Here is a 26,780-nt window from a genome sequence, read left to right on the forward strand (position 1 = left end):
GAACTCAGGGTCGCGGCTTTTTGCTGTTGATGATATCCTGCGCGCGGACCCATTCCGGCGAGCCGCGCTTCAGTTTCTGTTGTGCTCGTGTGGCGAAGATTCTGGCCTCCTGGATGTTACCAGAATAATAATGCATGTCTGCCGTCGCGAGTTCGGCTTCTCCGATATCACCCATCTGTCCATAGGCTTGCGCGAGATACCCGTAGCCGGCCGGGAACTCGGGATCGCGGGCTATGCCCGCCTTGAGCTCGCGAATGGCGGAAGGCATGTTGCTCCGCGCGCCCGTCAGCATCAGTGCGCGGCCATAGCTCATCCGGATCAGGCTGGATTTGTGCGGATCGAGTGCTGCGGCACGCTGGAAGGCTTTGGCTGCGCCCGCCGCATCATTGGCTTTCAGGAGAATTTCACCGCGCATCTCCTGAAAATACGGGTTTTTCGGCTGCTCCTTGATGAGCGTGTCTATCTTCGGCAGGGCGGCTTTGGAAGATCCGTTGAGAAAAGTGGAGATCGCATTGCCATAACGCGCGGCGACGCCACGCGGATTGTTGCGGAAGAGGCGCGAAACACCCCCCGGACCAGCGGTATAGGCGGCGATCTTCGCCCGCATCATGTCATGGCGCAGCTGCAGCGCTTCTGGATCCTTCTTGTCGAAATAGCGGCTTTCATGGGCAAGCGTTTCCAGATTGGCAATACGCTCGCGCGGCATTGGATGGCTGATGCGATAGGGATCGACCCGCGTTCCCGTCAGCGACAAGGCGTTGGCGAAGCGCTCGAATGTCGACAGCATGCCCTTTGCCGATTGGCCGGTCCGCTCGAGATAGGTGATGGCGGAGCGATCGGCGGTGATCTCTTCGGTGCGCTGATAGCTCAAAAGATTGCGCATCGCCATTTCCGTGCCGCCAAGCGCGATGCCGCCGCCCGCACCGGCAACAGAGCGATTGCCGGACGCTGCTCCCGCCGCGGTGGCGCCCATGCCCAACAACATCCCGATGACGGCCATGGTCTGCGCGCGGCGCAACTGTTCGCGCAGGCGATGTTGGTGCCCGCCCGCCAGATGGCCGGATTCATGCGCGATGACGCCGATGACTTCGTTCGGCGTTTCGGCCTGGAGGAGCGTACCTGTGTTGATGAAGATGCGCCTGCCGTCGACAAAGGCGTTGAAGCTGTCGTTGTTGACCAGAACGATGCGGATGCCGCGGCTCTTGAGGCCCGCTACCTTGAAGATCGGCGTCGCATATTCGGAAATGAGCGCTTCGATTTCGGCATCGCGGACGATCGGCAGCGATTTGGACTGCGCGGAAGCCTGGACGACGGGCAACAACCCGACGGCTGCAGCCGTCACGGCGGCGACGAGCTTTCGCGGTATGGCTAAAAACGGACGGGGGACGGAAGATGTCGAAATAGCTGTAAGGCCCATGGTTCGGATCATTGGGTTCGGATCACAGAGTCGGATGGCTGAAGCATCTTATAGCGCGAATGTTGTGAAGCACATAGTAATCGGGCAATTGTGCGGCGTGGACCGGCGGCGGGGATTCGCCGGTTTCTATTCCGGAGGTATGTTTTGACCGCATTTTCACGCCGCAGCGCCGTCGAGCCGTTCCATGCGATGGATGTCCTGGCGCAGGCGAACCGCAGGCGTTCCGCCGGCCATCCGGTGATTTCCATGGCCGTCGGCCAGCCGGCCGATCCGGCTCCCGCTGCCGTACGCGAAGCGGCCGAACGGGCATTGCGTGACGGGCGGATCGGTTACACCGATGCGCTTGGACTGGCGGTTCTGCGCGAGGCGATTTCCGGTCACTATCACGATCATTATGGTGTGAGTGTCGATCCCGCACGCATTGCCGTGACGACAGGGTCATCGGCTGCCTTCAATCTGGCGTTCCTCGTCTATTTCGATCCGGGGGACCGGGTGGCGATCACCCGCCCGGGCTATCCCGCCTATCGCAATATTCTTGGCGCGCTCGGCCTGGACGTCGTCGAAATCGCAACCGGCGGCAGCGCTGATGCTTCGCTGACGGCGGACGCCTTGCGCGCCGCGCATGCGGAAAAGCCGCTGAAGGGCGTGCTTTTCGCAAGTCCGGCCAATCCGACGGGAGCGGTCATCGCGCCTGATGCGCTACGCGATATCGTCGAAACGGCGCGGGAGCTCGGCATCAGGGTCATTTCCGACGAGATCTATCACCGGCTTTGCTATGATAGTGAAGATGTCAGCGCGTTATCGTTTGCCGACGATGTCACCGTGATCAATTCCTTTTCCAAATATTACTGCATGACCGGCTGGCGCATCGGCTGGATGGTGCTGCCGGAAAATGCCGTGCGGCCCATAGAGCGGATGGCGCAGAGCCTCTATATCTCTGCGCCCGAGCTTTCCCAGATCGCGGCGGTCGAAGCCTTCGGCGCAACGGCGCAATTGGAGGCGGTCAAATCGCGTTACCGCCGCAGCCGGGATATTTTGATGCGGCGCCTGCCGCAGATCGGCCTGACGCTGGCCGCGCCGATGGATGGCGCGTTCTATGCCTATTGCGATGTCTCACGCTTCACCAATGACAGCATGGATTTTGCCCGGCGGATGATCGCCGAGACGAATGTGGCGGCGACACCCGGCCATGATTTCGATCCGGTCGAAGGGCATCGCACGATGCGGTTTTCCTATGCCGGCAAGGTCGAGGACATGGAAGAAGCTCTGGAAAGGCTGGCAAACTGGCTGCCGTGACGCCGGCTGCCATAACCGGAAAACATAAACAAAAACCGGCGTTTCCGCCGGTTTTTGCATTTTCTATCTAGCTACGGATTCTCAAAAGAAACCCTTTTTCTGCCACCAGCCGGCACGTTTCGGCTTGGGCTTGTCTTTTTCCTCGGCAGAGTTTGACGTAACGACCGGCTTGCTCGGCTCTGGCGGTGTGATGGCCGGTTCGGTCGGGACGGGTGTCTCCTCCGCCTTTTCCTCTGGCTTTTCTTCGCTCCGGGGCGCTTCCGCCGTCACATCGCTCTTAACGGCTTCGGGGACCTCTGCCACAGGGACGACCTTCTTCCGGCTCTTGCGAGCCGGCTTGGCCGGTTTTTCCTGCGGGGCGGGTTCTTCGGCTAGCGGCGCGTCGAGATCCTCGACAGCCTCCGCAACCACTACTTCTTCCACCGGCTTTGCCTTGGGCGTGCGCCGGCGAACCGGCTTCTTGACGGGCTTGCCCTCGACGGTTGCAGCGGCTTCGGCGTCTTCCTCGGCGGCGGGCAGAGCAGCAGCGGGCACTTCGTCTGGAACCGGCGTCAGGTCGGCAACCGGAGCGGTCGCGCCTTCATCCGTTTTGCTGCGCGCTTCACCATCGGACGAGGCTTCGATGTTATCGTTGGTCTCGTCGTCATTGCGGCGGTTCTTGCGTCCGCCACGACGGCCACGGCGGCGTTTCTTCCGGCGCTCTTCCTCGGCTGCCTCGGCCGACAGATCGGCCTGCTCGCCATCTTCCTGCGATATGTCGCCGGCTTCGCCAACGACGCGTTCGTCGCCGGATGCTGCATCGGCGGCGACAGCGTTTTCCTGGCTGTCACGGTCGCGGCCACCGCGACGACGACGACGGCGGCGGCGTTTGCGTCCGCTCTCGTCGGAATGTTCATCCTTTGCGGCCGAAGTGTCGTCAGCTTCGAATTCCTCGTCCTCGGCAGGAATGTCCGGTTCGTCCAGCGGCTCTTCATCAATGGTGAGGTCGGGATAGGGCAGGGTGACCGGTGCGGGGCTCACAGGGCCGAGCGCAGGCGTTCCCTTGTCGATGGCAAGATGTTGCGAACCGACGCTGTCATCGGCCTCGATATCGATCGTCAGGCCAAAGCGGAGTTCCAGGTCAGCAAGGTTCTTACGCTTGTGGTTGAGCACATAGAGCGCGGTCGAAACCGGCGTGCGCACGATGATATTGTTCTGCGAATGACGCAGCAGATATTCCTCGATGGAACGAATGACATGCAGCGCCACGGAGGAGGCGGAGCGGATATAGCCGGTCCCGCCGCAATGGGCGCAGACCTGCATCGTGCTTTCGAGAACCGATGCGCGGATACGCTGACGCGACATTTCGAGCAGGCCGAAATGTGAAATGCGTCCGACCTGGATGCGGGCGCGATCGTCCTTCAGGCAATCCTTCATCCGTTTTTCAACGGCGCGGTTGTTGCGCTTTTCCTCCATGTCGATGAAGTCGATCACGACCAAACCGGCCAGATCGCGCAGGCGCAATTGCCGCGCCACTTCCTCGGCTGCTTCCAGATTGGTCTGGAGCGCGGTGTCCTCAATGGAGTGTTCACGGGTCGAGCGGCCGGAATTGACGTCGATGGCGACGAGCGCTTCCGTCTGATTGATGATGATGTAGCCGCCGGATTTCAGCGTGACCTGTGGCTGCAGCATACGGTCGAGCTGCGCTTCGATGCCGTTGCGGGCGAATATCGGCACCTGATCGCGATAGGGCTGCACCACCTTGGCATGGCTCGGCATGAGCATGCGCATGAAATCCTTGGCCTCGCGATAGCCATCTTCACCGGCGACGAGGATCTCGCCGATATCCTTGTTGTAGAGATCGCGGATCGAACGCTTGATCAGGCTGCCTTCCTCGTAGACGAGGGCGGGCGCGGTCGATTGCAGCGTCAAAGCGCGGACATTTTCCCAAAGCCGCATGAGATATTCATAATCGCGCTTGACCTCCGCCTTGGTGCGGTTGGCGCCGGCTGTACGCAGGATCACGCCCATGCCCTTCGGCACTTCGAGTTCCTTGACGATTTCCTTCAGGCGCTTGCGGTCCACCGGGCTGGTGATCTTGCGGGAAATGCCGCCGCCGCGTGCCGTGTTGGGCATCAGCACCGAATAACGCCCGGCGAGCGACAGATAGGTCGTCAGCGCGGCGCCCTTGTTGCCGCGCTCTTCCTTGACCACCTGGACCAGCAAGATCTGGCGACGCTTGACGACTTCCTGGATCTTGTACTGACGACGCTGGGTACGCTGGTGGGTCGGCACTTCCTCTAGCGCGTCTTCGGCGCCGACCGATTCGACGATATCGGATTCGTCATGCGATCCATCATTGTCGTCGTCGGCATCCTTGCGGCGGCGTCTCGACGATGGGCGTTTGGCGCGCTCACGAGACGAGGGGGCTTCATCCGAGGTATCCGCTTCGTCCTCCGCCAGGTCGACGCTATCAGGTATATCTTCGGAGATGACGTCGCCTTCGACCGCAGCGGCGATCGTCGTGCCTTCCGGACCGTCGTCATCCTCCTCGTCCGAGCTTGCCTGGTATGGAGCGCCGTCTTCGCCGTCTTCGGCTTTCAAGCCTTCATCTTCGGACCGGCTACGCTTTCCGCGACGCTTGCCGCGGCGAGACTTGTCGCCGCCTCGCTCGCTGCGGCCGCCATTGCCTTCGTCGTCCTCGTCCTCTTCGCTCGCAGCCTGGGCTTCGGCTTCGAGGAGGGCGATACGGTCTGCCACCGGGATCTGATAGTAGTCGGGGTGGATTTCACTGAAGGCAAGGAATCCATGGCGATTGCCGCCATATTCGACAAAAGCGGCCTGAAGCGAAGGTTCTACACGTGTCACACGCGCCAGATAGATATTTCCCTTGAGCTGCTTCTTGTGCTCGGATTCGAAGTCGAATTCTTCAATACGGTTGCCGCGAACCACGACAACGCGGGTCTCCTCCTGGTGGGAGGCATCGATAAGCATTTTGTTTGACATTATTGTTTTTCCCTCCGGCGTAAGGGCGCACGACGAAAGGTCTCGTGGACGCTTCCATAGCGTCCGACCGCATTTCTCTGCGCTTGCCGGATAATTTGGGGCTCGCCGGGACAGTCAGGTCAGCCTTCACGCGCAACTGCCTGTCGGCGATCGCGGTATTTAGGCTGGTACTGGTCAATTCTGCATGACCCATAACTGTTCCGAACGAAACGACCTCATATATGGCCCGGAAACGCCGGACCGACCTTTATGCTCTCATGGAGCAGATGAAGGCGTCTGATCGGCGCTTCATCTTTTTACTGAGCGGAGATGATAAAGATGTTCACCTTCCGCCAAATTCTGTGCCGGTTACCGGACGGCGTTCAGACCGTCCTTGCCGTTCCCTCGCAAAACCTGTGCAACAGATCCCGATCTTTCGAGCGTTGCCGGAATTGATTCCGACGGCAAATTTGTAACCCGACTTCGCTTTTATGACCTGATATGGTCAATGACAAGGCCGAATGTTGCAGAGACGGGGAATGCCGTCGACGGCATGGGCGATGATACCAGACGGGAAAGGCTTCATTAACCGTGACGCATTACTTCTCGTTTACGAATTGCGCTACGATAAGGGTGTGTCGGACGGGCTTGCAGCCGAACAAAAGGGATATGCCGGCATTATTCGTGACGTTGGAGAAAATGAAGATTTTTAGCCGATTTTGGCATTTGCCGGCCGCCTTTTTGCCTTTTCTGCTTGCGCTGACCGTTGTCGCGCAGGCGAGCGGCACGCTTTCGGCCCTGACTTTCCGGATGGCCGGCGACGAATTGCGCACGCGAATCGTCGTCATGTTCGACCGCGAGCCGGAATTATCGACGCTTCTCCTGCAGCATCCGCACCGGCTGGTGATCGATCTTCCCAAGGCGAGTTTCGGTTTCGACAAGAAATCCCTTGAGCCGCGGGGGCTCGTAACACATGTGCGTTACGGTCTGATCGGCGAAGACAGGTCGCGGATGATCCTGGCGCTGCGGGGGCCTTTCAAGGTCGAAGGGTTGCGGGTCCTGAAAAATGAAAACGCGCCGGGCTACCGTATGGTGGCCGATATGGTTGCGACATCCGACCGGGAATTCGCGGAGGCCATCAAGGCGCAGAATGCCAGTACTGGCTCGACGCAAGCTGCATCGAAGGGCGACCGTCTCGGCAAGAACGAGGATCCCGTGCCGCCACATGTCTTCACCGTCATGATCGATCCGGGCCATGGCGGCATCGATGCTGGAGCGGAAAGCCGCAGCGGGATCAAGGAGAAGGATGTGACGCTGGCCTTCGCGCGGGATCTGCGCGACGTCCTTTCCAGGAATACCGGCATGCGGGTGCTGATGACCCGCGACGACGACACGTTCCTGCGGCTTGGCGAGCGGGTACGCATCGCGCGGCAACATGAAGCCGATCTCTTCATCTCGATCCATGCCGATACGATCAATCTGCACAATGTTCGCGGCGCGACCGTCTATACCATCTCGGACAAGGCGTCGGACAGTGTGGCCCGCGCCATGGCTGAGCGTGAAAACAAGTCGGACGCGATTGCCGGTGTCGTCCAGGAGGAGCCGCCCGAGGTGACCGACATCCTGCTCGACCTCACGCGCCGCGAAACGCATGCCTTTTCGCTTAATTTCGCGAGCAAGGTGGTTCATGCGCTTCAGGGCGAGGTCAACCTCATCAACAATCCGCACCGCTCGGCCGGATTTCAGGTCCTGCGGGCGCCCGATGTGCCGTCCGTTCTGGTCGAGATGGGTTATCTGTCGAATCGTGAAGACGAAAAGCTGATCACCGATCCGGCATGGCGAGCGCGTCTCGCCGGCAGGCTAGCCGAGGCGATCAAGAGTTTTGCAGTGTTGAAGACCGGCCATGTTGCCACCAAAGGGTGAGCTTCCGATGCAACACAACGTTCTATTTCGCGTGGCGAATCCCCTGTTATCGTGCTTAAATCTTGAATTACGGCGAAATGACCTTGCCTTTGTCGCATTTGGTTGGTCAGTAGCCTTAATGCGGGGAGGCAATATGCGAGGCGGCATATGGCGTTGTTTCGTAGAATGTGCTCCTGCTCACATGCCGCAACGAGCATTCGTTTCGGCGCGCGAATTGACACACGGATAATCTGAAGGCAGGAATCCGAACACACATGATACGGCTTATCGGATATTTCTTCGGAATCGGCGCGGTGCTCTTCCTGCTGGTTGCAGGTGGAATTGCCCTCTATGTCGGCAATATCAACAAGGATGTGCCGAATTACGAGGTTCTTGCGAAATACGAGCCTCCGGTGACGACCCGTATTCACGCCGCGGATGGCAGCCTGATGGCCGAGTTTGCCAGGGAGCGGCGTCTCTATCTTCCAATTCAGGTCATTCCTGATCGCGTCAAGGCGGCGTTCATTTCCGCTGAAGACAAGAATTTCTACGAGCACCCCGGCATAGACCCCAGCGGACTTGCGCGCGCGGTGATCACCAATCTGCGGAATATAGGCACGGGCCGCCGTCCGGTCGGCGCCTCGACGATCACCCAGCAGGTGGCGAAGAACTTCCTGCTTTCGTCGAACCAGACCTACGACCGCAAGATCAAGGAAGCGATCCTGGCGCTGCGCATCGAGCAGGCCTATTCGAAAGACCGCATCCTGGAATTGTATCTCAACGAGATTTTCTTCGGCCTCGGCGCCTACGGCATCGCCGGTGCAGCACTCACCTATTTCGACAAAGCGGTGCCGGAACTGACCATTTCGGAGGTGGCCTATCTCGCGGCCCTGCCAAAGGGACCATCAAACTATCATCCCTTCCGCCAGACAGGGCGCGCTATCGGGCGCCGCAACTGGGTCATCGACCGCATGGTGGAAAACGGCTACGTGACAGAGGAAGAGGGGACTGCGGCAAAGGCGGAACCACTCGGTGTCACGCCGCGCGCCAACGGCAATTATCTCTTCGCTTCCGAATATTTCACCGAGGAAGTGCGCCGCCAGATCATCGCGAAATACGGTGTCGACGCGCTCTATGAGGGTGGTCTTTCGGTACGCACGACGCTCGATCCGAAGCTTCAGGTCATGGCGCGCGCCTCGCTGCACAGGGGCCTCATCAAATATGACGAGAACAGGGGATATCGCGGCCCGGTGAAGCATATCGAGATCGGCGGCGACTGGGGCGTGCCGCTGAGCGAGATCGAAGCTTTCAAGGATGTGCCGGAGTGGCAGTTGGCGGTCGTGCTCGACGTCAGCAGGGAAGGCGCCGATATCGGCCTCCAGCCATCGCACGAGATTTCCGGTGCGCTCAGCAAGGAGCGTAAGAAAGGTTTCATCGCGGCTGCCGACATGAAATGGGCCATGCGGCTTCTCAGCGAAGATGACAAGCGGAGTTCTGTCAAATCGCCGGAGGGCGTACTGAATGTCGGTGACGTCGTCTATGTCGAGAAGAAAGACGGAAGCGACAGCGCCTACAGACTGCGCCAGCCGCCGAAAGTAGAAGGTGCGGTGGTCGCCATGGATCCGCATACCGGGCGCGTACTCGCGATGGTCGGCGGCTTCTCCTATTCGGAATCGGAATTCAATCGCGCCACGCAGGCCTATCGCCAGCCCGGCTCGTCCTTCAAGCCGTTCGTCTATGCCGCCGCGCTCGACAATGGCTATACGCCGGCATCCGTTGTCCTGGATGGCCCGATCGAGGTGGATCAGGGCGGTTCACTCGGTATCTGGGCTCCCAAGAACTATTCGGGAAAGTTCGCCGGTCCGTCGACGCTTCGCTACGGTATCGAGCAGTCGCGCAATCTGATGACCGTGCGGCTTGCCAAGGATATGGGCATGAAGCTGGTCGCCGAATATGCCGAGCGGTTCGGCCTCTACGACAAGATGCTGCCGGTCCTCGCCATGTCGCTCGGTTCGGGCGAGACGACCGTGCTGCGCATGGTCACCGCCTATTCGATCATCGCCAATGGCGGGCGCAGCATCGTGCCGTCGATGATCGACCGTATTCAGGATCGCTATGGCAAGACGGTCTTCAAACATGATGAGCGCAAATGCGACAGCTGCACCGCGACGGCCTGGGTCAACCAGCCGGAGCCGGAACTGATCGACGATCGCGATCAGGTTCTCGATCCGATGACGGCCTATCAGATCACCTCGATGATGGAAGGCGTGGTCCAGCGCGGCACGGCACAGATCCTGAAGAGCCTCGACCGTCCGCTTGCCGGCAAGACCGGAACCACCAATGACGAAAAGGATGCCTGGTTCGTCGGCTTTACGCCCGATCTCGTGGTCGGCGTCTTCATGGGCTTCGATACGCCGGCGCCGCTTGGCCACGGCTTTACCGGCGGCGGACTTGCCGCGCCGGTGTTCAAGGACTTCATGCAGCAGGCATTGGTCGACAAGCCGAAGGCTGATTTCCGCGTGCCGGAAGGCATGAAACTGATCGCCATCAACCGCCGCAGCGGAATGCGCGCCGATCCGGGCGGGGCGGATGTTTTCATGGAAGCATTCAAGCCAGGCACCGGCCCCGCCGATTCCTATTCCGTCATCGGCATGGACAGCTTCCGTGAAGGGGCTCCGGTACGGCCGCAATCGCCGCAGGCAACCCGCGCGATCACATCGGGTTCCGGCGGGCTTTACTGAAAAATTCCGGCCAGGGTCAGGAGCAGACCAACAGGTTTTGTCCCTGGAGCCTTTACACGCGGCGGGCCCGTCACTATGTTCCGCCGCAACCTCAATCCGCAAATATGACCTGAAGGAACGGATAGCGAATGCGAGCCGAAATCGAGACGCTTGTCGACGAAATCAAGCAGGGCGTAGGCCTGCTGAGGAGGCATCTTTGACTGGGATCAATCCCTGAAAAGGCTGGGATATCTCAACCAGCAAGCCGAAGATCCCAATCTGTGGAATGACGCGCAGGAAGCCCAGAAGCTGATGCGCGAGCGTCAGCAGCTCGAGGACAGCATCGCGGAAATCCACCGCCTGATGCAGTCGCTGGATGAAAGCGTCGAACTCATTGCCCTCGGTGAAGAAGAGGGCGACAAATCCATCGTCGCGGAAGCCGAGGAAGCCATCCGCAGCTTGAAGCGCGACATCGACAAGCGCCAGATCGATACGCTGCTGTCGGGCGAGGCCGATGCCAACGACGCCTATCTCGAAGTGCATTCTGGAGCCGGCGGCACCGAGAGCCAGGATTGGACCTCGATGCTCCTACGCATGTATACGCGCTGGGCCGAGCGCCGCGGCATGAAGGTCGACGTGCTCGAGGTGCATGATGGCGAAGAGGCGGGCATCAAATCCGCGACCATCCAGGTCAAGGGGCACAATGCTTATGGCCTGCTCAAGACCGAATCGGGCGTGCACAGACTTGTGCGCATATCGCCTTACGATTCCAATGCCAGGCGCCATACGTCTTTCGCCAGCATCTGGGTCTATCCCGTCATCGACGACAATATCGAGGTGGCCGTAACGGAAGCAGATGTGCGCATCGACACCTACCGGGCTTCCGGCGCCGGCGGTCAGCACATCAACACGACCGATTCGGCGGTACGCATCACGCATATCGCGACGGGCATCGTCGTGCAGTGTCAGGCCGAACGATCACAGCACAAGAACCGTGCCACGGCGTGGTCGATGTTGCGCGCGCGTCTCTATGAGGAAGAGCTGAAAAAGCGTGAGGAAGCAGCCGACGCCGTTGCCGCTTCCAAGACGGATATCGGCTGGGGGCATCAGATACGCTCCTATGTGCTGCAACCCTATCAGCTGGTGAAGGATCTGCGCACGGGCGTGGAAAGCACCAGCCCGCAAGACGTTCTCGATGGTTCGCTCGACCCATTCATGGAAGCAGCCCTTGCGCATCGCGTCCATGGCGGCGACGTACAGGTCGAGAATATCGCCTGATACATGAAAAGGCCGACTTCGGTCGGGCTTTTTATTTCCATGATGTCGGTAGCGCGAGCGCTTGTTTCAGAGCAGCTTTTCGATTTGGCGGCCCGTCTTCAGGAAATTCGCCGGATTGACGGCCTTGCCGTTGCGGCGGACTTCATAATGCAGATGCGGGCCTGTCGAACGCCCGGTGCTGCCGGCCGCTCCGATGACCGTGCCGAACGAGACTTTCTGGTTTTCACTCACCAGAACCCGGCTCAGATGGGCATAACGGCTGGTGAAGCCGTTGCCATGATCGATCTCCACCATGTTTCCATAGCCGCCATTGCGGCCTGCCTTGGTGACGATGCCGCCGGCCGTCGCCGTCACGCGCTGTCCGATATGTGCGCGAAAATCGATGCCGGCATGAAAAGCCGGCGTTCCGAGCAGCGGGTCGCGTCTCACGCCGAAAAGGCTGGTGACGGGCATTCCGGGCGCGGGATTGGCGAGCGGCAGGGTGCGAACCCTTTTTTTTAGCCGGTCGAGCCGGTCCAATGCCGAATCGAGATCCTGTAGCCGCATCTCGAAATTCTCGACGCTTTCAGCCGGCGAATCCGGTGTGATGAGAGGCCCGCCCATGCCCGTCTCGTCATTCCGATCCTCGACCTTCAGCCCGGCCGCATTGAGCGTATCGGTGATATTGTCGGCCGTTTCAAAGGCGCTTTCCGTCAGATTGCGGACCTTGTGGATCTGTTCGGTCTCTATCTGATGCAGCGAGCGGTTGATGGTTCGAAAAATCTTTTCGGCTTTCTCAGCCGCCGATTCGCCTGAAAGCCCTTCCGATGGGCGCAGTGAATTGGTTTCGGTTTTGGCGGGACCGGTTGGCCCGGTGATGATCGGATCGATGCCGACAAAAACCGCGTCGGCCGGATCATCCGTCGGCAGGAGTTGGGTCTGCTGCTCTAATGCCTCTGGTTTTGCCTGCGGTACGGGCACGCCGCCTGCACGTTTCAACAGGGGAGCCAGCCGTCCGCTGCGCCGGCTCAGCGTCTTTTGCCGCTCGATCAGATCGGCGACCTTGTTTTCCATCGCCCGCTGGTCGAGCAACTGGCGGCTGGTGATCCTGTCCACCTGCGCGCGCAGCGTCGATATCCTGTCTTCATAGAGCTGCTGCATGCGTGCCTGGCGGGCGACGCTCGCCCCGATCAGATCGTCACGTATGACCAAATAGGATGTCGCAAGCAGGTATCCGATCGCAGCAGCGGCGCAGAGCGAACCGCCTATGGCGAGCACCCAGGGACGAATGGTGAAATGGCTGATCGCATCACCACGCGCTATGATGATCGTATGCGGCTCTTTTCGCTTTCCGAAAATAGGGAGGCGGCTTTCATCAGTCACGGGTCTAGCCATACTTCAATGAATGAGAATTTGTGTGATCATTACACTCCGTTAGGGTTAATAAAGCATTGCGTCCAGTACCGGCAGCCCCCCTAAAATTCAGGCGATATCAGGTGGAAAGGGAAGAGAGTGCGCGATAGAAAGACGGCGTGAGACCGGCTTCGGCGCGGGCCAGATCGTTGAAGGGTGGTTTCAGGTCGCCGCGGAAATTGACCCTCACCAGTTCCTGGAAACGTGCGACCGGATCAACCCTGTTGCGCGCGCAGAAGAAGCGGAACCATTTCGCGCCGACGGCGACATGCCTTTTCTCATCATTGTAGATGATGTCGAGAATGGCGACGGTGTCGGTATCGCCGGTTTCCAGCATCTTATCGATCAGGGAAGGCGTGACGTCGAGGCCACGCGCTTCCAGAATGAGCGGCACAACGGCTAGCCGTGCTTCAAGGTTGTTCCGCGTCTGATGAGCCGCCTGCCATAGCCCGTCATGGGCCGGGAGATCGCCATAATCGGCGTTCAGGGCGCGCAGGCGGTTGCGCAGGAGCGTGAAATGACGCGCCTCGTCGTCCGCCACTCTCATCCAGCCGTCGAAGAAGCTGCGCGGTACCGGTTGCCCCGCGAAGCGGGCGACGATGTCGAGCGCAAGATCGATGGCATTGAGCTCGATATGCGCCAATGCGTGCATGAGCGCGATGCGGCCGGCCTGCGTATTGAGCGACCGCTTCTTGAGCATGCGCGGTGGCACGAGCTGCGGCTTTTGCGGTCTGCCGGGCCTTTCCGGGATGGGGGGATCGAGGGGGCTGCGCACTGAAAGCGTGCGCGCGAACCAGCGAGTGGCCGTTTCGCGCGTCAGGCGGACCTTGAGATCAAGGTCGTCCGCGAGGATCGCCCGGATGGCGCCGCCGCGCAGACTTGTCCCTCCGCTGGCCTCCACAGGTTTTCCTTCGGAATTCATCGACATATCACAGGGCTTTTGCTGCTTGCAGCACTTCGGCGGCGTGTCCGGGGACTTTCACCTTGCGCCAGACACGGGCGATCCTGCCGTCGGCGCCGATCAGGAAGGTGGTTCGCTCGACGCCCATATATTTGCGTCCATACATGCTCTTTTCCGCCCATACGCCATAGGCCTGAAGCACCGTCTTCTCCTCGTCCGCGGCGAGATCGACGCTCAGCTGGTGTTTTGTCTTGAACTTGTCGTGCTTCTTGACGCTGTCGGGCGACATGCCGATGACGGTCGCGCCGATCTCGTCGAAATCGCTCTTCAACCCGGAGAATTCTATGGCCTCCTGCGTGCAACCGCTGGTATCATCCTTGGGATAGAAGTAGAGGATGACCGGCTTGCCCCTGAGGGCCGAAAGCGAAAGTGTTCCGCCGCCATCTCGGGGAAGGGAAAAATCGGGTGCGTTGTCGCCAATATCAGGGGCAGCCATATCAATGCCTTTCTTTTGTGGATGTGCGTAGCGTGTTTGATGGTCGCCTCGACAGCGGGGCGCCGTCAGGCTCTATCTTCTGAACGGGTGCAATATATGATGATTGCGGGAATCGTCCATGGTGTCCCGGCAAGGTTCTGATCTATCGGCATGGGAATTTGACTGCGAAGCCCGAAAAAATCCGCTTCAACAAGCGCGATATAAAAGAGTTGCACCTTTATCCCTCGGCTTGCGAACAGGCGGCGCCTCCTGTTCACGGTCCGCGCAAGCGCTCGCTTGTCTGGCTGACCTGCCGTTCCATGCTGTCGATCCTGATTCTCATCGGTATTCTGGCCGCAGCGAGCTTTGCGCTGTTACGCGGCGGCATCAGCGGCGAAATGCTGACGCGGGAGGCGCAAACGGCACTTCAGTCGGTTGTCGGCAGTGATGCGGTAGCCTCGCTTTCCGGCGCCCGCATTGCGCTTGACCAGAACCACCGCATTGCGCTTGGCGCCGAAGACGTCTCCATCTCAAACCGCGAAAGCGGCTTTTCCGTCGATGGAATTCGATCGGTTCGCCTCGGCCTGGCGCCGATGGCGCTTTTGGCGGGAGAAGTCCGCGTCGTGCAGGTGGAAGTCGACGGTGCGGATATAAAGCTGCCGGAAACGAAGCGGGGGCTTCTTGCCTCGCTGCCGCGCGATTCCCGCGGATTGATCAATTTGGGCGCGACTTCGCAATTGTTGTTCGACGTGATGACACAGGGTGTGGCGCTTCTCGATCAACGTTCGACGCGTTCGATCGTCGTCTTGAATACATCCATTCGCTTCAAACTCATGGATGAAGAAAAAACGCTGGATGTCAAAAAGGCGAGCCTGACCGAGAAGAATGGAAGAATAGCGCTGCAGGGAACCTTCAACTGGGAGGGCGAGGCGATCGCGCTGAGCGGCGAGGTGGTGCGCGACGGTGATGGCGGCATTTCCGTCTTCAGCATGAACATCGACGGCATTCCGCTGCATATCGATCCTCCGCCGGAGATCACGGAGGAGCTTGCCGGAGGACGGGTCAACCCAGCCCTTTTCCGGTTTCGCGGCGATGCAAATCTGCGGTTGACCGGCAAAGCCGATGCCGGAGAGCCGGTGCAGATCACCGGCCGGCTGGGCGTCGCGGACGGCAAGATGGATCTTGGCCGCAATGAAGACGTCCCGGCTGGCGCGGTTCTGAATTTCGAGCAGGTAGCGGGTAGTGGAAAGATCGAACTTCAACCGTCGACATTGTCGCTTGGCGGAATGGAGGCGCAGTTCGACGGCGCTATCGGCCCGGAGCCGGCGGATGCCTCGGCGGAGCCTGGCTATCGTTTCGAGATCGTCACCAGTTCTGCGATCTCCGCACCGCAAAATTCAACGGAACCGGCCTTGCCGTTCGGCGTCCGTATCGCGGGCCGCTATCTTGCTGACAAGAATCGTCTTGATTTCAATGATTTGAATGTAAAGACCTCGGGCGGTGAACTCTATGGCCAGGGCCGCATGACCTTCGGCAATGGGACGCCGGAGACGATTTTCGTGCTGCGGATTCCTGAAATGCCAGTGGCGCACGCCAAACAGCTCTGGCCGATCGATGTGGCGGATGGCGCCCGCTTGTGGGTGCTCGCCAATCTCTATGGCGGCAAGCTGACGAACAGCCAGATCGATATCGCGTTTCCCGGCGGACGTTTCAACGGTCCGGGAAGGCCGCCGCCACTGACGCAGGACGAGATAAAAGCCGATTTCTTCATCACGGAAACGCGTTTCGACGTGGTCGGCGATCTGCCGCCGGTGCGCGATGCGACCGGCGCCGTTACCGTTCGCGGAGCACACACCACGGTGACGCTCGAAAAAGGCACGGCCTATACGCCCAGCAACAGGCGGGCGGATGTCTCCAACGGCACTTTGATCATTCCATGGGGGCCGCAACGGCCGGTGTTGGCGGATCTGGATATCACGGTGAAGGGGGATGCGGCGGCCATTGCCGAGATCATCAACTACAAGCCGATCGACGCGCTGAAGCATGCGCCGTTCACGCCGGAGGAAGTGGCCGGTGACGTCTCGTCGCGCATTTTCGTGACGTTTCCGGTGACCAAAAATGCTCCCGCCGGCAGCCTCAAATGGAACGCCGACATCGATTTTTCGGATCTCGACATCAGCAGACCGATCGATGGCCAGACTGTAACGGATGCCAAGGGCACCTTGCACATCACGCCCGCTGTCGCGCTGATCAAGGCGAACGCCAGATTGAACGGCATTCCGGCGACGATCGGCATTACCGCGCCAATCGGCGACAAGACGGTCAAACGGCAGCAGACGGTGAGACTTGAAATCGACGACAAGATACGCGCCAGCGTGTTGCCCGGGCTTAACAGCATTTTTTCGGGCACGATGTATGTGGATTTGGGAATGCCCGTGGGCAATCAGCGTTCCGTGACCGCCGATTTGACCAAAACGGAAATCAACGTTCCCTGGGTCGGTTGGAAAAAAGGCGCGGGCGTTCCTGCGAAGGCCACGCTGACGCTTGTGGCGGACAAGCTGAATGATGATGATATTCAGATCAAGAATCTCGACATATCAGGCGATGCCTTCCGTCTGCAGGGCGATCTCTCGCTTTCCAAGGGGGATCTGCGCGCGGCGACATTCAGGCAGGTGCGCTTCAACCGATCGGATGATATGGCGGTCAAGATCAGCAGGATCAGCGGCGGCGGCTATTGGGCCGACATCAACGGTTCTTCCTTCGATGGGCGCGCGCTTCTCAAGCAGGTTACCTCGAATGGCAGCACCATGGACGCAGATGGAAGCAGCAAGACCCGTACCGTGGTCAATGCCGAGCTTGATCGGATAACCGGCTTCAATTCCGAAACGCTGCACAATGTGTCGGTGTCTTATGAAGGTGCCGGCTCGAGTGTTTCCAGCCTGTCGATCAACGCGAAAACCTCTTCCGGCAAGGCTTTCACCGCGACGAGCAGTGCTCAGAGCGGCGCCAAATCCGTTTCGCTCCAGTCTTCGGATGCGGGAGCGATGCTGCGCTTCTTCGATTATTACGACAAGATGCAGGGTGGGGCAATCAACGTCAATCTGACGGCGCAGGGCGATGGGCCATTGCGCGGGCAGGTTGCCGCAAGGGATTTTGCCATCGTCAACGAGCCGCGCCTGTCGAAGATCGTCTCGAGCCCGCCGCCGAGCGGCGGCACCAGCCTCAATCAGGCGGTCCGCAAGGATATCGATGTCTCCCGCGTCCAGTTCGACCGCGGTTATGTCCAGATCGAAAAAGGCAAAGGCTATGTCTCATTGGAACGCGGCGTAGTCCGCGGTCCGCTTATTGGTACGACTTTTCAGGGAATGCTCTACGACAAGAACGGAAATATGTCGATTACGGGAACATTCATGCCCGCCTATGGACTAAACCGGCTCTTCGGCGAATTGCCCATTCTCGGCATATTTCTCGGCAACGGACGGGATCGCGGCCTGATCGGCATCACTTACAAGCTCACCGGCAGCGCCAAGCAGCCGCAAATCATCATTAACCCGATCTCCGTCATGGCGCCGGGCATTTTCCGCTCGATCTTCGAGTTCCAGTGATTTCCATCCGTCATTCTCGGGCTTGTCCCGAGAATCTGCGACATGAAAAGAAACGCAATTACCGTTCTGGCAGATCATGCCGCCGTAGATTCTCGGGACAAGCCCGAGAATGACGGTGGAGGGGAGTTCGAGGAGGACGAGTGGTGGAAACGCCCTCAAACCGGCCGGACGAGAACGATTCTCTTCTTTCCGAATTGAACTCTAAAGGCGCCAGTCTCGCTTTCAATCTCACTATACGGGAGCTTTGTATCCGGATCTTTGATGATCTCACCATTTATACGAATGGCTCCCTCAGCAAATTTGCGCCGCATTTCCGATTTGGAGGAAAACAAACCAGTCGCAAATGCAATGACTTGAGCAGATCGCTTTTCCCAATCTGCCTTTAATAGATCTACGGTCGGCAGTGATTCGGTCGTAGCGCCTTTCTCGAAGAACGCTTCCGCCGCTTGCTTGGCCTCTTCGGCAGCCTTGCGGCCATGCAGAAGTGCGGTCACTTCCGTGGCCAATATCTTCTTCGTCTCGTTGATTTCAGTGCCACCTAGCGCCGAAAGCCGCGCGATCTCGTTGAGCGGCAATGTCGTGTAGAGCTTCAGGAAGCGCTCGACATCGGCATCTTCGGTGTTGCGCCAGTATTGCCAGAAATCATAGGGGCTGACGAGATCGGCATTGAGCCAGACCGCGCCCGACATGGATTTGCCCATCTTGGCGCCGGATGCGGTGGTCAGCAGCGGCGATGTCAGCGCATAGAACTGGGCATCGAGCATACGGTGGCCGAGATCGATGCCGTTGACGATATTGCCCCATTGATCCGAACCGCCCATCTGCAGCTTGACATCGAAGCGCTGGTGCAGCTCGACGAAATCATAGGCCTGGAGGATCATGTAGTTGAATTCGAGGAACGACAGCGATTGCTCGCGGTCGAGACGCTGCTTGACCGAATCGAATGAGAGCATGCGGTTGACCGAGAAATGGCGACCGACATCGCGCAGGAATTCGAGATAGTTCAAATCGCGCAGCCAGTCGGCATTGTTGACCATGATGGCGTCCTTCGGACCGTCTCCAAAGGTCAGATATTGGCTGAAGCAGCGCTTGATGCCGGCGATGTTGTTCTCAATGGTTTCGGGCGTCATCAACTGACGCGCCTCATCCTTGAAGGAGGGGTCGCCGACCATGCCTGTGCCGCCGCCCATCAGCGCGACGGGGCGGTGGCCGGTCTGCTGCATCCAATGGAGCATCATGATCTGGATGAGGCCGCCGACGTGCAGGCTCGAGGCCGTGGGATCGAAGCCGATATAGCCGGTGACGATCTCCTTCTGGAACAGCGTGTCGAGGCCGGATTCATCAGAAATCTGATGGATAAAACCGCGCTCGGAAAGCGTGCGAAGAAAATCGGATTTAAAGCCGGACATCGTCCTTTTTCCTGTCTTGTCTGAAAGTGCGCGCCTAGCTGTCGCGCTAGCTGTATTGAATGGGGCTGGTGCCCCGATTCTGAAATTCGTATCATTCGATATCGATCTCGCGATGAATTTCAGAATCGAAAGGACACCAGCAACTTTTTGATTCTAGTGTCGTTTCGATTTCGAAATTCGCTCTCGAGGCCGATATCAAAACTATGCGAATTTCGAAATCACGACACTAGGGCGCTTTAACATCATTCCGGGTCGAATCACAAGAAAGCAGCGTCGTGGCAGATATAAAACGGGCGATCGGGCTGATGAGCGGCACCTCGATGGATGGAATCGATATCGCGCTGATCAGGACCGACGGACATTCCTTCGTGGAACGAGGGCCGTCATCGAGCGTCGCCTATTCGGATGGGTTCCGCACCCGGCTGAAGCAAGGGCTTGTCGACGCCCGCGCCATCCGCTTGCGTGAAGAACGCCCCGGCATCCTGGCGCTCCTGGAGCGGGATCTGACGCTTCACCACGCCATCGCCGTGCATGATTTCCTGCATATCCACGGGATCGAGCACGAAGCGGTCGACCTCATCGGTTTTCATGGCCAGACGGTGCTGCACCGTCCCGACGAGGGGTTGACGGTGCAGATCGGCGACGGTCCGCTTCTGGCGACCGAAGCCGGCATTCCGGTCATTCATGACATGCGCGCCAATGACATGGCGCATGGCGGGCAGGGGGCGCCACTGATCCCCGCCTATCACGCCGCTCTTGCCACTGGCCTTACAAACAAATGCGAAGCCCCGGTGGTCTTCGTCAATATCGGCGGCATCTCGAACCTGACCTATGTGGGTGCGGACGGGACGCTTGCCGCCTTCGACAGCGGCCCCGGCAACATGCTGATCGACCAATGGGTGGAGGCGCATACAGGGGCCGCTTTTGATGCGGACGGCGCGATTGCTGGGAGCGGTGTCGTGGACGAGGTGTTGGCGCGGCGATATCTGGCGCATGCGTTTTTCACCGCCAATGTGCGCCGTTCGCTCGACCGGGGCGATTTTCTGCCGCCGGAAAAGGGCGAGATATCGCTTGCCGACGGCGCACGGACGCTGGCCTTTGTCAGCGCCGCGGCGATTTTGAAGTCCGCCGCGCATCTGTCGCAAAGGCCGAAAACCTATGTGGTGAGCGGCGGCGGGCGCAAGAACACCGCCATCATGAAGACGCTGGAGGAACTGGCGGCCGGGCAAGGCGCTGATGTGGTGAGTGCTGAGGCTGTGGGACTGGAGGGCGATGCCATGGAGGCGGAGGCCTGGGCCTATCTCGCGGTACGCTCATTCAAGGGATTGCCGCTCAGCTATCCCTCGACAACGGGCTGTGATGCCCCCGTCAGCGGGGGCATCCTGGCGCATCCCGGCGCGTGATCGAGATGATCAGCGCAGCCGCTTCGGCTTTGCCTCGACCAGTTCGCCATTCAGCCGCCGATCGAGATAATCGGAGCACTCGGTGATGAGTTCGTCGCCCATCCCGGTGAAGAAATGGTTGGCGCCGGGGAGCGTCTTCTGCGTGATGGTGATGCCCTTCTGGGTCTTCAATTTGTCGACCAGGACCTGGACATCCTTCGGCGGCGCCACCTTATCCTGATCGCCATGGATGATGAGACCGGAGGACGGGCAGGGTGCGAGGAAGGAGAAATCATAGGTATTGGGCTGCGGCGCGACCGAAATGAAACCTTCTATCTCCGGGCGGCGCATCAAAAGCTGCATGCCGATCCATGAGCCGAAGGAATAGCCGGCGACCCAGCAGGTCTTGGAATCGGGATGCAGCGACTGCACCCAGTCGAGCGCGCCAGCCGCATCGGACAATTCGCCTGAACCATGGTCGAATTCGCCCTGGCTGCGGCCGATGCCGCGGAAATTGAAGCGCAGCGTGGTGAAATTGCGCTGCTGGAACATATAGAACAGATCGTAGACGATCTTGTTGTTCATCGTGCCGCCGAACTGCGGGTGCGGGTGAAGGACGATGGCGATCGGAGCATTCTTTTCGCTGGAAGGCTGATATCGGCCCTCGAGGCGTCCGGCTGGTCCGTTGAAAATGACTTCAGGCATGTGTACTCCACTCTTGGCCGCATCGTCGGGAGATTCTGTCTGCGCGGTCTTGACGGGTCCGCGCATCACTCATAAAACCGACTTTAGAACATTTCAAAACTGAACATGCTGTCCAGTAGGAGTGGCTTAATAGGCTGTTCCGGGTTCGAATTTCAAGAAAATAGCGTTTGTGATAGCGTGGTGACGACGAAGCGAAGGAAAGAGCTGCAGGATATGAGCGCCAGCCGCATCTATCTTGACTACAATGCAAGCGCGCCGCTGCTCAATGCAGCGCGTGACGCTGTCGTGGCTGCTCTTTCCATCACCGGAAATCCTTCCTCGGTGCATCAGGAGGGACGTGCGGCGCGTGCCCTCGTCGAAGCCGCACGCAGGGAGGTGGCGTCCCTGGTCAATGCCCGGCCAGATCATGTGTTCTTCACCTCCGGGGCCACCGAGGCGGCATCGATGCTGCTGACGTCGCATTACACGATGGGGCGAGCCAGTTTGCGGCTTTCGCAGCTTTATGTCGGGGCGACGGAACACCCTTGTATTCTTTCCGGCGGCCAGTTCGCAGCCGAGCGTGTTTGCGTTGTGCCTGTCGATGCGAATGGGTTGCTGGATCTCGCCGCGCTGAAGGCCGTGCTTGCGGCGCACGACAGATCGGAGGGGCTGCCGCTCGTCGCGGTGCAGGCGGCCAACAATGAAACCGGAATCATCCAGCCGATTGCTGAAGTGGCGGGAATCGTCAAGGATGCGGGCGGTCTTCTGGTGGTCGATGCAGTGCAGGCCGCAGGACGTATTCCACTCGATATTACAAAAACTTGCGGTGATTATCTCATCCTTTCATCGCACAAGATCGGCGGGCCGAAAGGCGTTGGTGCCATCATTGCCCAATCCGATCTGGTCATGCCGCGGGCGCTGGTTCGCGGCGGCGGACAGGAAAAGGGCCATCGTGCCGGCACGGAAGCCTTGCCGCTGATCGCCGGCTTCGGCGCGGCGGCGAAAGTGGCGCGCGCGAGGCTCGATGCCGGGGGGTGGCCGGCGGATGCGCGTAACATGATGGAAGCCGGTATCAGGCGCATCGCGGCCGATGCGATCATCTATGGCGCCGATGCTCCGAGGCTGCCCAACACCATTTTCTTCTCGCTTGCCGGGATGAAGGCGGAAACCGTGCAGATCGCCTTCGATCTTGCGGGGATAGCACTTTCGGCCGGATCCGCCTGCTCGTCGGGAAAGGTCGGCGCGAGCCATGTGCTGGCGGCGATGGGTTATGAGGAAAATGTCGGCGGGCTGCGGGTATCGGTTGCGCCTGACATGGACGAGAACGAAGTCGGCCGTTTTCTGGATGTCCTGCGGATGATCGTGGAGCGCCGTGATCGCGCAAAAGTGAATCCGGGCAAAGCGGCATGAAATATAAGCATGCCGTATCAAAACGGCGTGTGGGTTGTTTGAATTTCCGGCACGTCCGGTTTTAAAAGCGCGAAAGCGCACTACATATAGACAGTAAATTGCTGTCTTGACGTTTCGAACTGTCGGGCCTTGACCCCGACTTGGATGGAGAACGCCAATGCCTGCTGTGCAGGAAACGATCGAACAGGTCCGCAATATCGATGTGGACCAGTATAAATACGGTTTTGAAACCTTTATCGAGACCGACAAAGCTCCCAAAGGGCTCAGCGAAGACATCATCCGTTTCATTTCGGCCAAGAAGAACGAGCCGGAATGGATGCTGGAGTGGCGTCTTGAAGCCTATCGGCGCTGGCTGACGCTTGAAGAGCCGACCTGGGCGCGCGTCAACTACCCGAAGATCGACTTCCAGGATCTCTATTATTATTCGGCGCCGAAGAATCAGCCGGGTCCGTCGTCTCTTGAAGACGTGGATCCTGAACTTCTCGCGACCTATGCCAAGCTCGGCATTCCGCTGAAGGAGCAGGAAATTTTGGCGGGCGTTCGCAAGGTTGGCGAGCCCAGCCCGTCAGACGATGGAGAGGCTTCGGACAATGTCTATAATTCGGGTCGTGTCGCCGTCGACGCGGTGTTCGACAGCGTGTCCGTCGTCACCACCTTCAAGAAGGAACTGGCCAAGGCCGGCGTGATCTTCTGCTCGATCTCCGAGGCGATCCGCGAGCATCCGGACTTGGTGCGCAAATATCTGGCGTCGGTGGTGCCGACCTCGGATAATTTCTATGCGACGCTCAATTCGGCCGTCTTCACCGACGGGTCCTTCGTCTATGTGCCGAAGGGTGTTCGCTGCCCGATGGAGCTCTCCACCTATTTCCGTATCAACGAGCGCGATACCGGACAGTTCGAGCGCACGCTGATCATCGCCGAGGAGGGGGCTTACGTCTCCTATCTCGAAGGTTGCACCGCGCCGCAGCGCGACGAGAATCAGCTTCATGCGGCCGTCGTCGAGCTGATCGCGCTGGACGATGCCGAAATCAAATACTCGACCGTCCAGAACTGGTATCCGGGTGACAAGGACGGCAAGGGCGGCATCTACAACTTCGTCACCAAGCGCGGCGATTGCCGCGGCAAGAACTCGAAGATCTCGTGGACGCAGGTCGAGACCGGCTCGGCGATCACCTGGAAATATCCGTCCTGCATCCTGCGCGGCGACAATTCGCGCGGCGAGTTCTATTCGATCGCCGTTTCGAACGGGCACCAGCAGATCGATTCGGGCACCAAGATGATCCATCTGGGCAAGAACACGTCGAGCCGCATCATTTCGAAGGGTATTTCGGCGGGCAATTCCAGCAATACCTATCGCGGCCAGGTCTCGGCCCACCGCAAGGCGACGAATGCGCGCAATTTCACCCAGTGCGATTCGCTGCTGATCGGCAATGATTGCGGCGCGCATACGGTGCCTTACATCGAGGCGAAGAACGCCACCGCGCAGTTCGAGCATGAGGCGACGACATCGAAGATCTCCGAGGATGCGCTGTTCTACGTCATGCAGCGCGGCATTCCGGAGGAAGAGGCGATCGCGCTCATCGTCAACGGCTTCGTCAAGGAAGTCATCCAGGAACTGCCGATGGAATTCGCCGTCGAGGCACAGAAGCTGATCGGCATCTCGCTTGAGGGCAGCGTCGGCTGATCGCCGGCGCGCCTCTCGCCGCTGCCCAGATGATTTTCTCTTTTCCCGGAGCCGATTTTCTCCGGTCCGTAAACAAGGTTGGATGAAATGCTAGAAATCAAGAACCTCCATGCGCGCATCGCCGAAGACGGCACGGAAATCATCCGTGGCCTGAACCTGTCTGTGAAGGCCGGCGAAGTCGCTGCGATCATGGGCCCGAACGGTTCGGGCAAATCGACGCTTTCCTACATCCTCGCCGGTCGCGAGGACTATGAGGTGACGGAAGGCGACATTCTCTACAATGGCGAATCGATTCTCGGCCTCGACCCGGCGGAACGCGCGGCGAAGGGCATCTTCCTGGCATTCCAATATCCGATGGAGATCCCCGGCGTCGCCACGATGGAATTCCTCAAGGTGGCCATAAACGCGCAGCGCAGGGGGCGCGGCGAGGACGAGCTGAAGATTCCGGAACTGCTGAAGCGCGTGAAGGAAGCGGCAGGCCTCCTGTCGATGGATATGGCGATGCTGAAGCGTCCGCTCAATGTCGGCTTCTCCGGCGGCGAGAAGAAGCGTGCCGAGATCCTGCAGATGAAGCTGCTCGAACCGAAGCTCTGCGTGCTCGATGAAACCGATTCAGGCCTCGACATCGACGCCTTGAAGATCGTTTCGGAAGGCGTGAACGCGCTTCGTTCACCGGATCGCGCCATTGTCGTGATCACGCACTATCAGCGTCTTCTCGATTATATCGTGCCTGATAGCGTGCATGTTCTCTACAAGGGCCGCGTCATCAAGTCGGGCGACAAGACCCTGGCGCAGCGTCTGGAAGAAAACGGTTATGCCGAAATCATCGGCGAAGCGGCTTGAGGACAGCGGTGATGAACATCCACACCTCACAACCAAGAACGCCGGCGGAAACGGCACTGATCGACGCTTTCAGCGAGCGGGTCGGTGATCTGCCCGGTAATGCCGATGTCGCCATTGCGCGCGACACGGCGATCGAGGCGCTGAAGATCCAGGGGCTGCCGTCACGGCGCATCGAAAGCTGGCACTACACCGATTTTCGCACCCTGTTCCGTTCGGTCGCTCCATTCGACGCTGCGGCTGGTTCGCAGCCTGTCGCGCCCTTGATCGCGGGTTCGACTGTTGCGGCCGTTTCGAACGGCACTGCCATGTCGGCGGGACAAGCCGATGGCGTCACGTTTGAAAAACTGAGCGAAAAGCTTGTCGATGGTACATTCGCGCCGGCGCTTGCAACGCGTAGCACGGATGATCTGATCGGCCAGATCAACGCCGCCTATGTGACTGATGGCTGGCATGTCGACATCGCCGATGGCGCAGAACTCGAAGCGCCTCTCGAATTGCAGAATTTGCAGCAATCGGGGCAGGGCCATGTGCGTTTTCCAGTTCGGGCCGGCAGGCAAGCCAAGGCGACCATCATCGAGCGCCAGAGCGGCGGCGAGGGCGAGGCATTTTCCTCCTCCATCAGCCATCTGACGGTGGCCGATGGCGCCGAGATCATCTGGATCATCCTGCGCCAGCACGGCGATACATCTGTTCAACTCGGGCAGTTCAACGCCTGGCTCGGCAAGGATGCCAAGCTCACGCTTTTCATCGTCAATGCAGGCGGCAAGCTGGTGCGCCAGGAAGTGCACGTGCTGGCAAAGGGTGAGGGCTCGGATTTCCAGCTGCGCGGCATCAATCTGCTGGGCGGCGACAGCCATACCGATGTCACCATGACCGTCGGTCATGTCGTGGAAAACACCACATCGACCGAGATCGTGCGCAATGTCGTCACTGGCCGGGCGCGCGGCGTCTTCCAGGGCATGATCCGCGTCGCCAAGATCGCGCAGAAGACCGATGCGCGCATGGCATGCAACACGCTGCTTCTCTCCGACGATGGCGAATTCGACGCCAAGCCGGAGCTTGAGATCTTCGCCGATGACGTGGCCTGCGGCCATGGCGCGACGGTGGCGGAAATTTCTCAGGACCATCTGTTCTACCTGATGGCGCGCGGCATACCCGAGAAGGAGGCACGCGGACTTCTGGTGAAGGCGTTTGTGGCCGAGGTCATCGAGGAACTGGAAAACGAGACGCTGGTCGAGGCGTTGGAAGACATATTGGAAGACTGGCTTTCGGCGCACGGGTGAGGGGTAGTGCGCTGACCCTCGTCCTTCGAGGGTCGCTTCGCTCCCACCTCAGGATGAGGGTCAGGAGATTCGCTTCCGTCTCAAGATGAAGGGTAGCGGGGCTAGGCCCTCATCCTGAGGTGCGACGTGGAGCGA

18 protein-coding genes are annotated in these 26,780 nt (G+C 59.4%); 11 read left to right on the forward strand and 7 right to left on the reverse strand.

Annotated features, from left to right (window positions below; translation table 11 throughout):
• Positions 1-4 precede the first annotated feature (4 nt).
• Positions 5-1,417: a M48 family metalloprotease gene (locus tag C5748_RS17915; RefSeq protein ID WP_105743305.1), complete on the reverse strand. Its 1,413-nt coding sequence runs from the start codon at positions 1,415-1,417 to the stop codon at positions 5-7.
• Positions 1,418-1,561: 144 nt separating this feature from the next.
• Here C5748_RS17915 and C5748_RS17920 point away from each other — a divergent pair, with 144 nt between their 5' ends.
• Entirely contained in the window at positions 1,562-2,713 is a 1,152-nt protein-coding gene (locus tag C5748_RS17920) for a pyridoxal phosphate-dependent aminotransferase (RefSeq protein WP_105743306.1), read from the forward strand.
• Between the two features lie 81 nt (positions 2,714-2,794).
• Here the strand turns inward: C5748_RS17920 and C5748_RS17925 are convergent, their stop codons facing one another.
• Positions 2,795-5,698 (reverse strand): Rne/Rng family ribonuclease, encoded by a 2,904-nt coding sequence (locus C5748_RS17925; RefSeq protein WP_105743307.1) that lies wholly within the window; start codon positions 5,696-5,698, stop codon positions 2,795-2,797.
• Positions 5,699-6,216: 518 nt separating this feature from the next.
• On the opposite strand from C5748_RS17925, the gene C5748_RS28250 reads away from it, so the two are divergent.
• From C5748_RS28250 to prfB, 4 genes are all read left to right on the forward strand, one after another.
• A complete protein-coding gene (locus tag C5748_RS28250; protein ID WP_158259885.1) occupies positions 6,217-6,390 on the forward strand; it encodes a hypothetical protein in 174 nt (57 codons plus the stop codon).
• Positions 6,391-6,418: 28 nt separating this feature from the next.
• On the forward strand, positions 6,419-7,600 hold the full coding sequence (locus tag C5748_RS17930) for an N-acetylmuramoyl-L-alanine amidase (protein ID WP_425350274.1): 1,182 nt from the start codon (positions 6,419-6,421) through the stop codon (positions 7,598-7,600).
• A 254-nt stretch (positions 7,601-7,854) separates the two neighbouring features.
• A complete protein-coding gene (locus tag C5748_RS17935; protein WP_105743309.1) occupies positions 7,855-10,320 on the forward strand; it encodes a penicillin-binding protein 1A in 2,466 nt (821 codons plus the stop codon).
• A gap of 128 nt (positions 10,321-10,448) precedes the next feature.
• Positions 10,449-11,577 (forward strand): peptide chain release factor 2 gene (gene prfB / locus C5748_RS17940; RefSeq protein ID WP_105743310.1). Its coding sequence is split into 2 segments (ribosomal slippage): positions 10,449-10,517 and positions 10,519-11,577, totalling 1,128 coding nucleotides; the frame shifts between segments, so codons are not numbered across the junction.
• A 66-nt stretch (positions 11,578-11,643) separates the two neighbouring features.
• Here prfB and C5748_RS17945 read toward each other — a convergent pair.
• The 3 genes from C5748_RS17945 to C5748_RS17955 form a co-directional block, all read right to left on the reverse strand.
• Positions 11,644-12,951 (reverse strand): M23 family metallopeptidase, encoded by a 1,308-nt coding sequence (locus C5748_RS17945; RefSeq protein WP_105743311.1) that lies wholly within the window; start codon positions 12,949-12,951, stop codon positions 11,644-11,646.
• 97 nt (positions 12,952-13,048) lie between these two features.
• Complete coding sequence (locus C5748_RS17950; protein WP_105743421.1) at positions 13,049-13,891, reverse strand: ferritin-like domain-containing protein; 843 nt, start codon at positions 13,889-13,891, stop codon at positions 13,049-13,051.
• Positions 13,892-13,898: 7 nt separating this feature from the next.
• Positions 13,899-14,366, reverse strand: a complete 468-nt coding sequence (locus C5748_RS17955; protein ID WP_105743312.1) for a peroxiredoxin — start codon at positions 14,364-14,366, stop codon at positions 13,899-13,901.
• 158 nt (positions 14,367-14,524) lie between these two features.
• On the opposite strand from C5748_RS17955, the gene C5748_RS17960 reads away from it, so the two are divergent.
• Positions 14,525-17,950: a YhdP family protein gene (locus C5748_RS17960; RefSeq protein ID WP_105743313.1), complete on the forward strand. Its 3,426-nt coding sequence runs from the start codon at positions 14,525-14,527 to the stop codon at positions 17,948-17,950.
• A 155-nt stretch (positions 17,951-18,105) separates the two neighbouring features.
• Here the strand turns inward: C5748_RS17960 and tyrS are convergent, their stop codons facing one another.
• Positions 18,106-19,359: a tyrosine--tRNA ligase gene (gene tyrS / locus C5748_RS17965; RefSeq protein WP_105743314.1), complete on the reverse strand. Its 1,254-nt coding sequence runs from the start codon at positions 19,357-19,359 to the stop codon at positions 18,106-18,108.
• Positions 19,360-19,634: 275 nt separating this feature from the next.
• On the opposite strand from tyrS, the gene C5748_RS17970 reads away from it, so the two are divergent.
• A complete protein-coding gene (locus C5748_RS17970; RefSeq protein ID WP_105743315.1) occupies positions 19,635-20,762 on the forward strand; it encodes an anhydro-N-acetylmuramic acid kinase in 1,128 nt (375 codons plus the stop codon).
• A 9-nt stretch (positions 20,763-20,771) separates the two neighbouring features.
• Here C5748_RS17970 and C5748_RS17975 read toward each other — a convergent pair whose 3' ends face one another.
• A complete protein-coding gene (locus C5748_RS17975) occupies positions 20,772-21,446 on the reverse strand; it encodes an alpha/beta hydrolase (RefSeq protein ID WP_105743422.1) in 675 nt (224 codons plus the stop codon).
• Between the two features lie 213 nt (positions 21,447-21,659).
• Between C5748_RS17975 and C5748_RS17980 the strand changes: the two genes are divergently transcribed.
• The 4 genes from C5748_RS17980 to sufD all read left to right on the forward strand — a co-directional run bounded on the left by C5748_RS17980 (position 21,660) and on the right by sufD (position 26,645).
• Complete coding sequence (locus C5748_RS17980) at positions 21,660-22,835, forward strand: cysteine desulfurase family protein (RefSeq protein WP_105743316.1); 1,176 nt, start codon at positions 21,660-21,662, stop codon at positions 22,833-22,835.
• Positions 22,836-22,992: 157 nt separating this feature from the next.
• Complete coding sequence (gene sufB, locus C5748_RS17985) at positions 22,993-24,519, forward strand: Fe-S cluster assembly protein SufB (RefSeq protein ID WP_105743317.1); 1,527 nt, start codon at positions 22,993-22,995, stop codon at positions 24,517-24,519.
• 87 nt (positions 24,520-24,606) lie between these two features.
• Positions 24,607-25,362 carry a Fe-S cluster assembly ATPase SufC gene (sufC, locus tag C5748_RS17990; RefSeq protein WP_105743318.1) on the forward strand — a complete coding sequence of 252 codons (756 nt, stop codon included), beginning with the start codon at positions 24,607-24,609 and terminating at the stop codon, positions 25,360-25,362.
• Between the two features lie 11 nt (positions 25,363-25,373).
• Entirely contained in the window at positions 25,374-26,645 is a 1,272-nt protein-coding gene (gene sufD, locus C5748_RS17995; RefSeq protein ID WP_105743319.1) for a Fe-S cluster assembly protein SufD, read from the forward strand.
• The last annotated feature ends 135 nt before the right edge of the window (positions 26,646-26,780 follow it).

It is taken from the genome of Phyllobacterium phragmitis, from assembly GCF_002980495.1.
In the GTDB taxonomy this organism is placed as follows: Bacteria; Pseudomonadota; Alphaproteobacteria; order Rhizobiales; family Rhizobiaceae; genus Paramesorhizobium; species Paramesorhizobium phragmitis.

Coding starts and splice junctions, on each gene's coding strand:
- C5748_RS17915 (WP_105743305.1), bottom strand. CDS start 1,417: ATGGGCCTTACAGCTATTTCGACATCTTCCGTCCCCCGTCCGTTTTTA.
- C5748_RS17925 (WP_105743307.1), bottom strand. CDS start 5,698: ATGTCAAACAAAATGCTTATCGATGCCTCCCACCAGGAGGAGACCCGC.
- C5748_RS28250 (WP_158259885.1), top strand. CDS start 6,217: ATGCCGTCGACGGCATGGGCGATGATACCAGACGGGAAAGGCTTCATT.
- C5748_RS17935 (WP_105743309.1), top strand. CDS start 7,855: ATGATACGGCTTATCGGATATTTCTTCGGAATCGGCGCGGTGCTCTTC.
- C5748_RS17945 (WP_105743311.1), bottom strand. CDS start 12,951: ATGGCTAGACCCGTGACTGATGAAAGCCGCCTCCCTATTTTCGGAAAG.
- C5748_RS17950 (WP_105743421.1), bottom strand. CDS start 13,891: ATGAATTCCGAAGGAAAACCTGTGGAGGCCAGCGGAGGGACAAGTCTG.
- C5748_RS17955 (WP_105743312.1), bottom strand. CDS start 14,366: ATGGCTGCCCCTGATATTGGCGACAACGCACCCGATTTTTCCCTTCCC.
- tyrS (WP_105743314.1), bottom strand. CDS start 19,359: ATGTCCGGCTTTAAATCCGATTTTCTTCGCACGCTTTCCGAGCGCGGT.
- C5748_RS17975 (WP_105743422.1), bottom strand. CDS start 21,446: ATGCCTGAAGTCATTTTCAACGGACCAGCCGGACGCCTCGAGGGCCGA.
- C5748_RS17980 (WP_105743316.1), top strand. CDS start 21,660: ATGAGCGCCAGCCGCATCTATCTTGACTACAATGCAAGCGCGCCGCTG.
- sufB (WP_105743317.1), top strand. CDS start 22,993: ATGCCTGCTGTGCAGGAAACGATCGAACAGGTCCGCAATATCGATGTG.
- sufC (WP_105743318.1), top strand. CDS start 24,607: ATGCTAGAAATCAAGAACCTCCATGCGCGCATCGCCGAAGACGGCACG.
- sufD (WP_105743319.1), top strand. CDS start 25,374: ATGAACATCCACACCTCACAACCAAGAACGCCGGCGGAAACGGCACTG.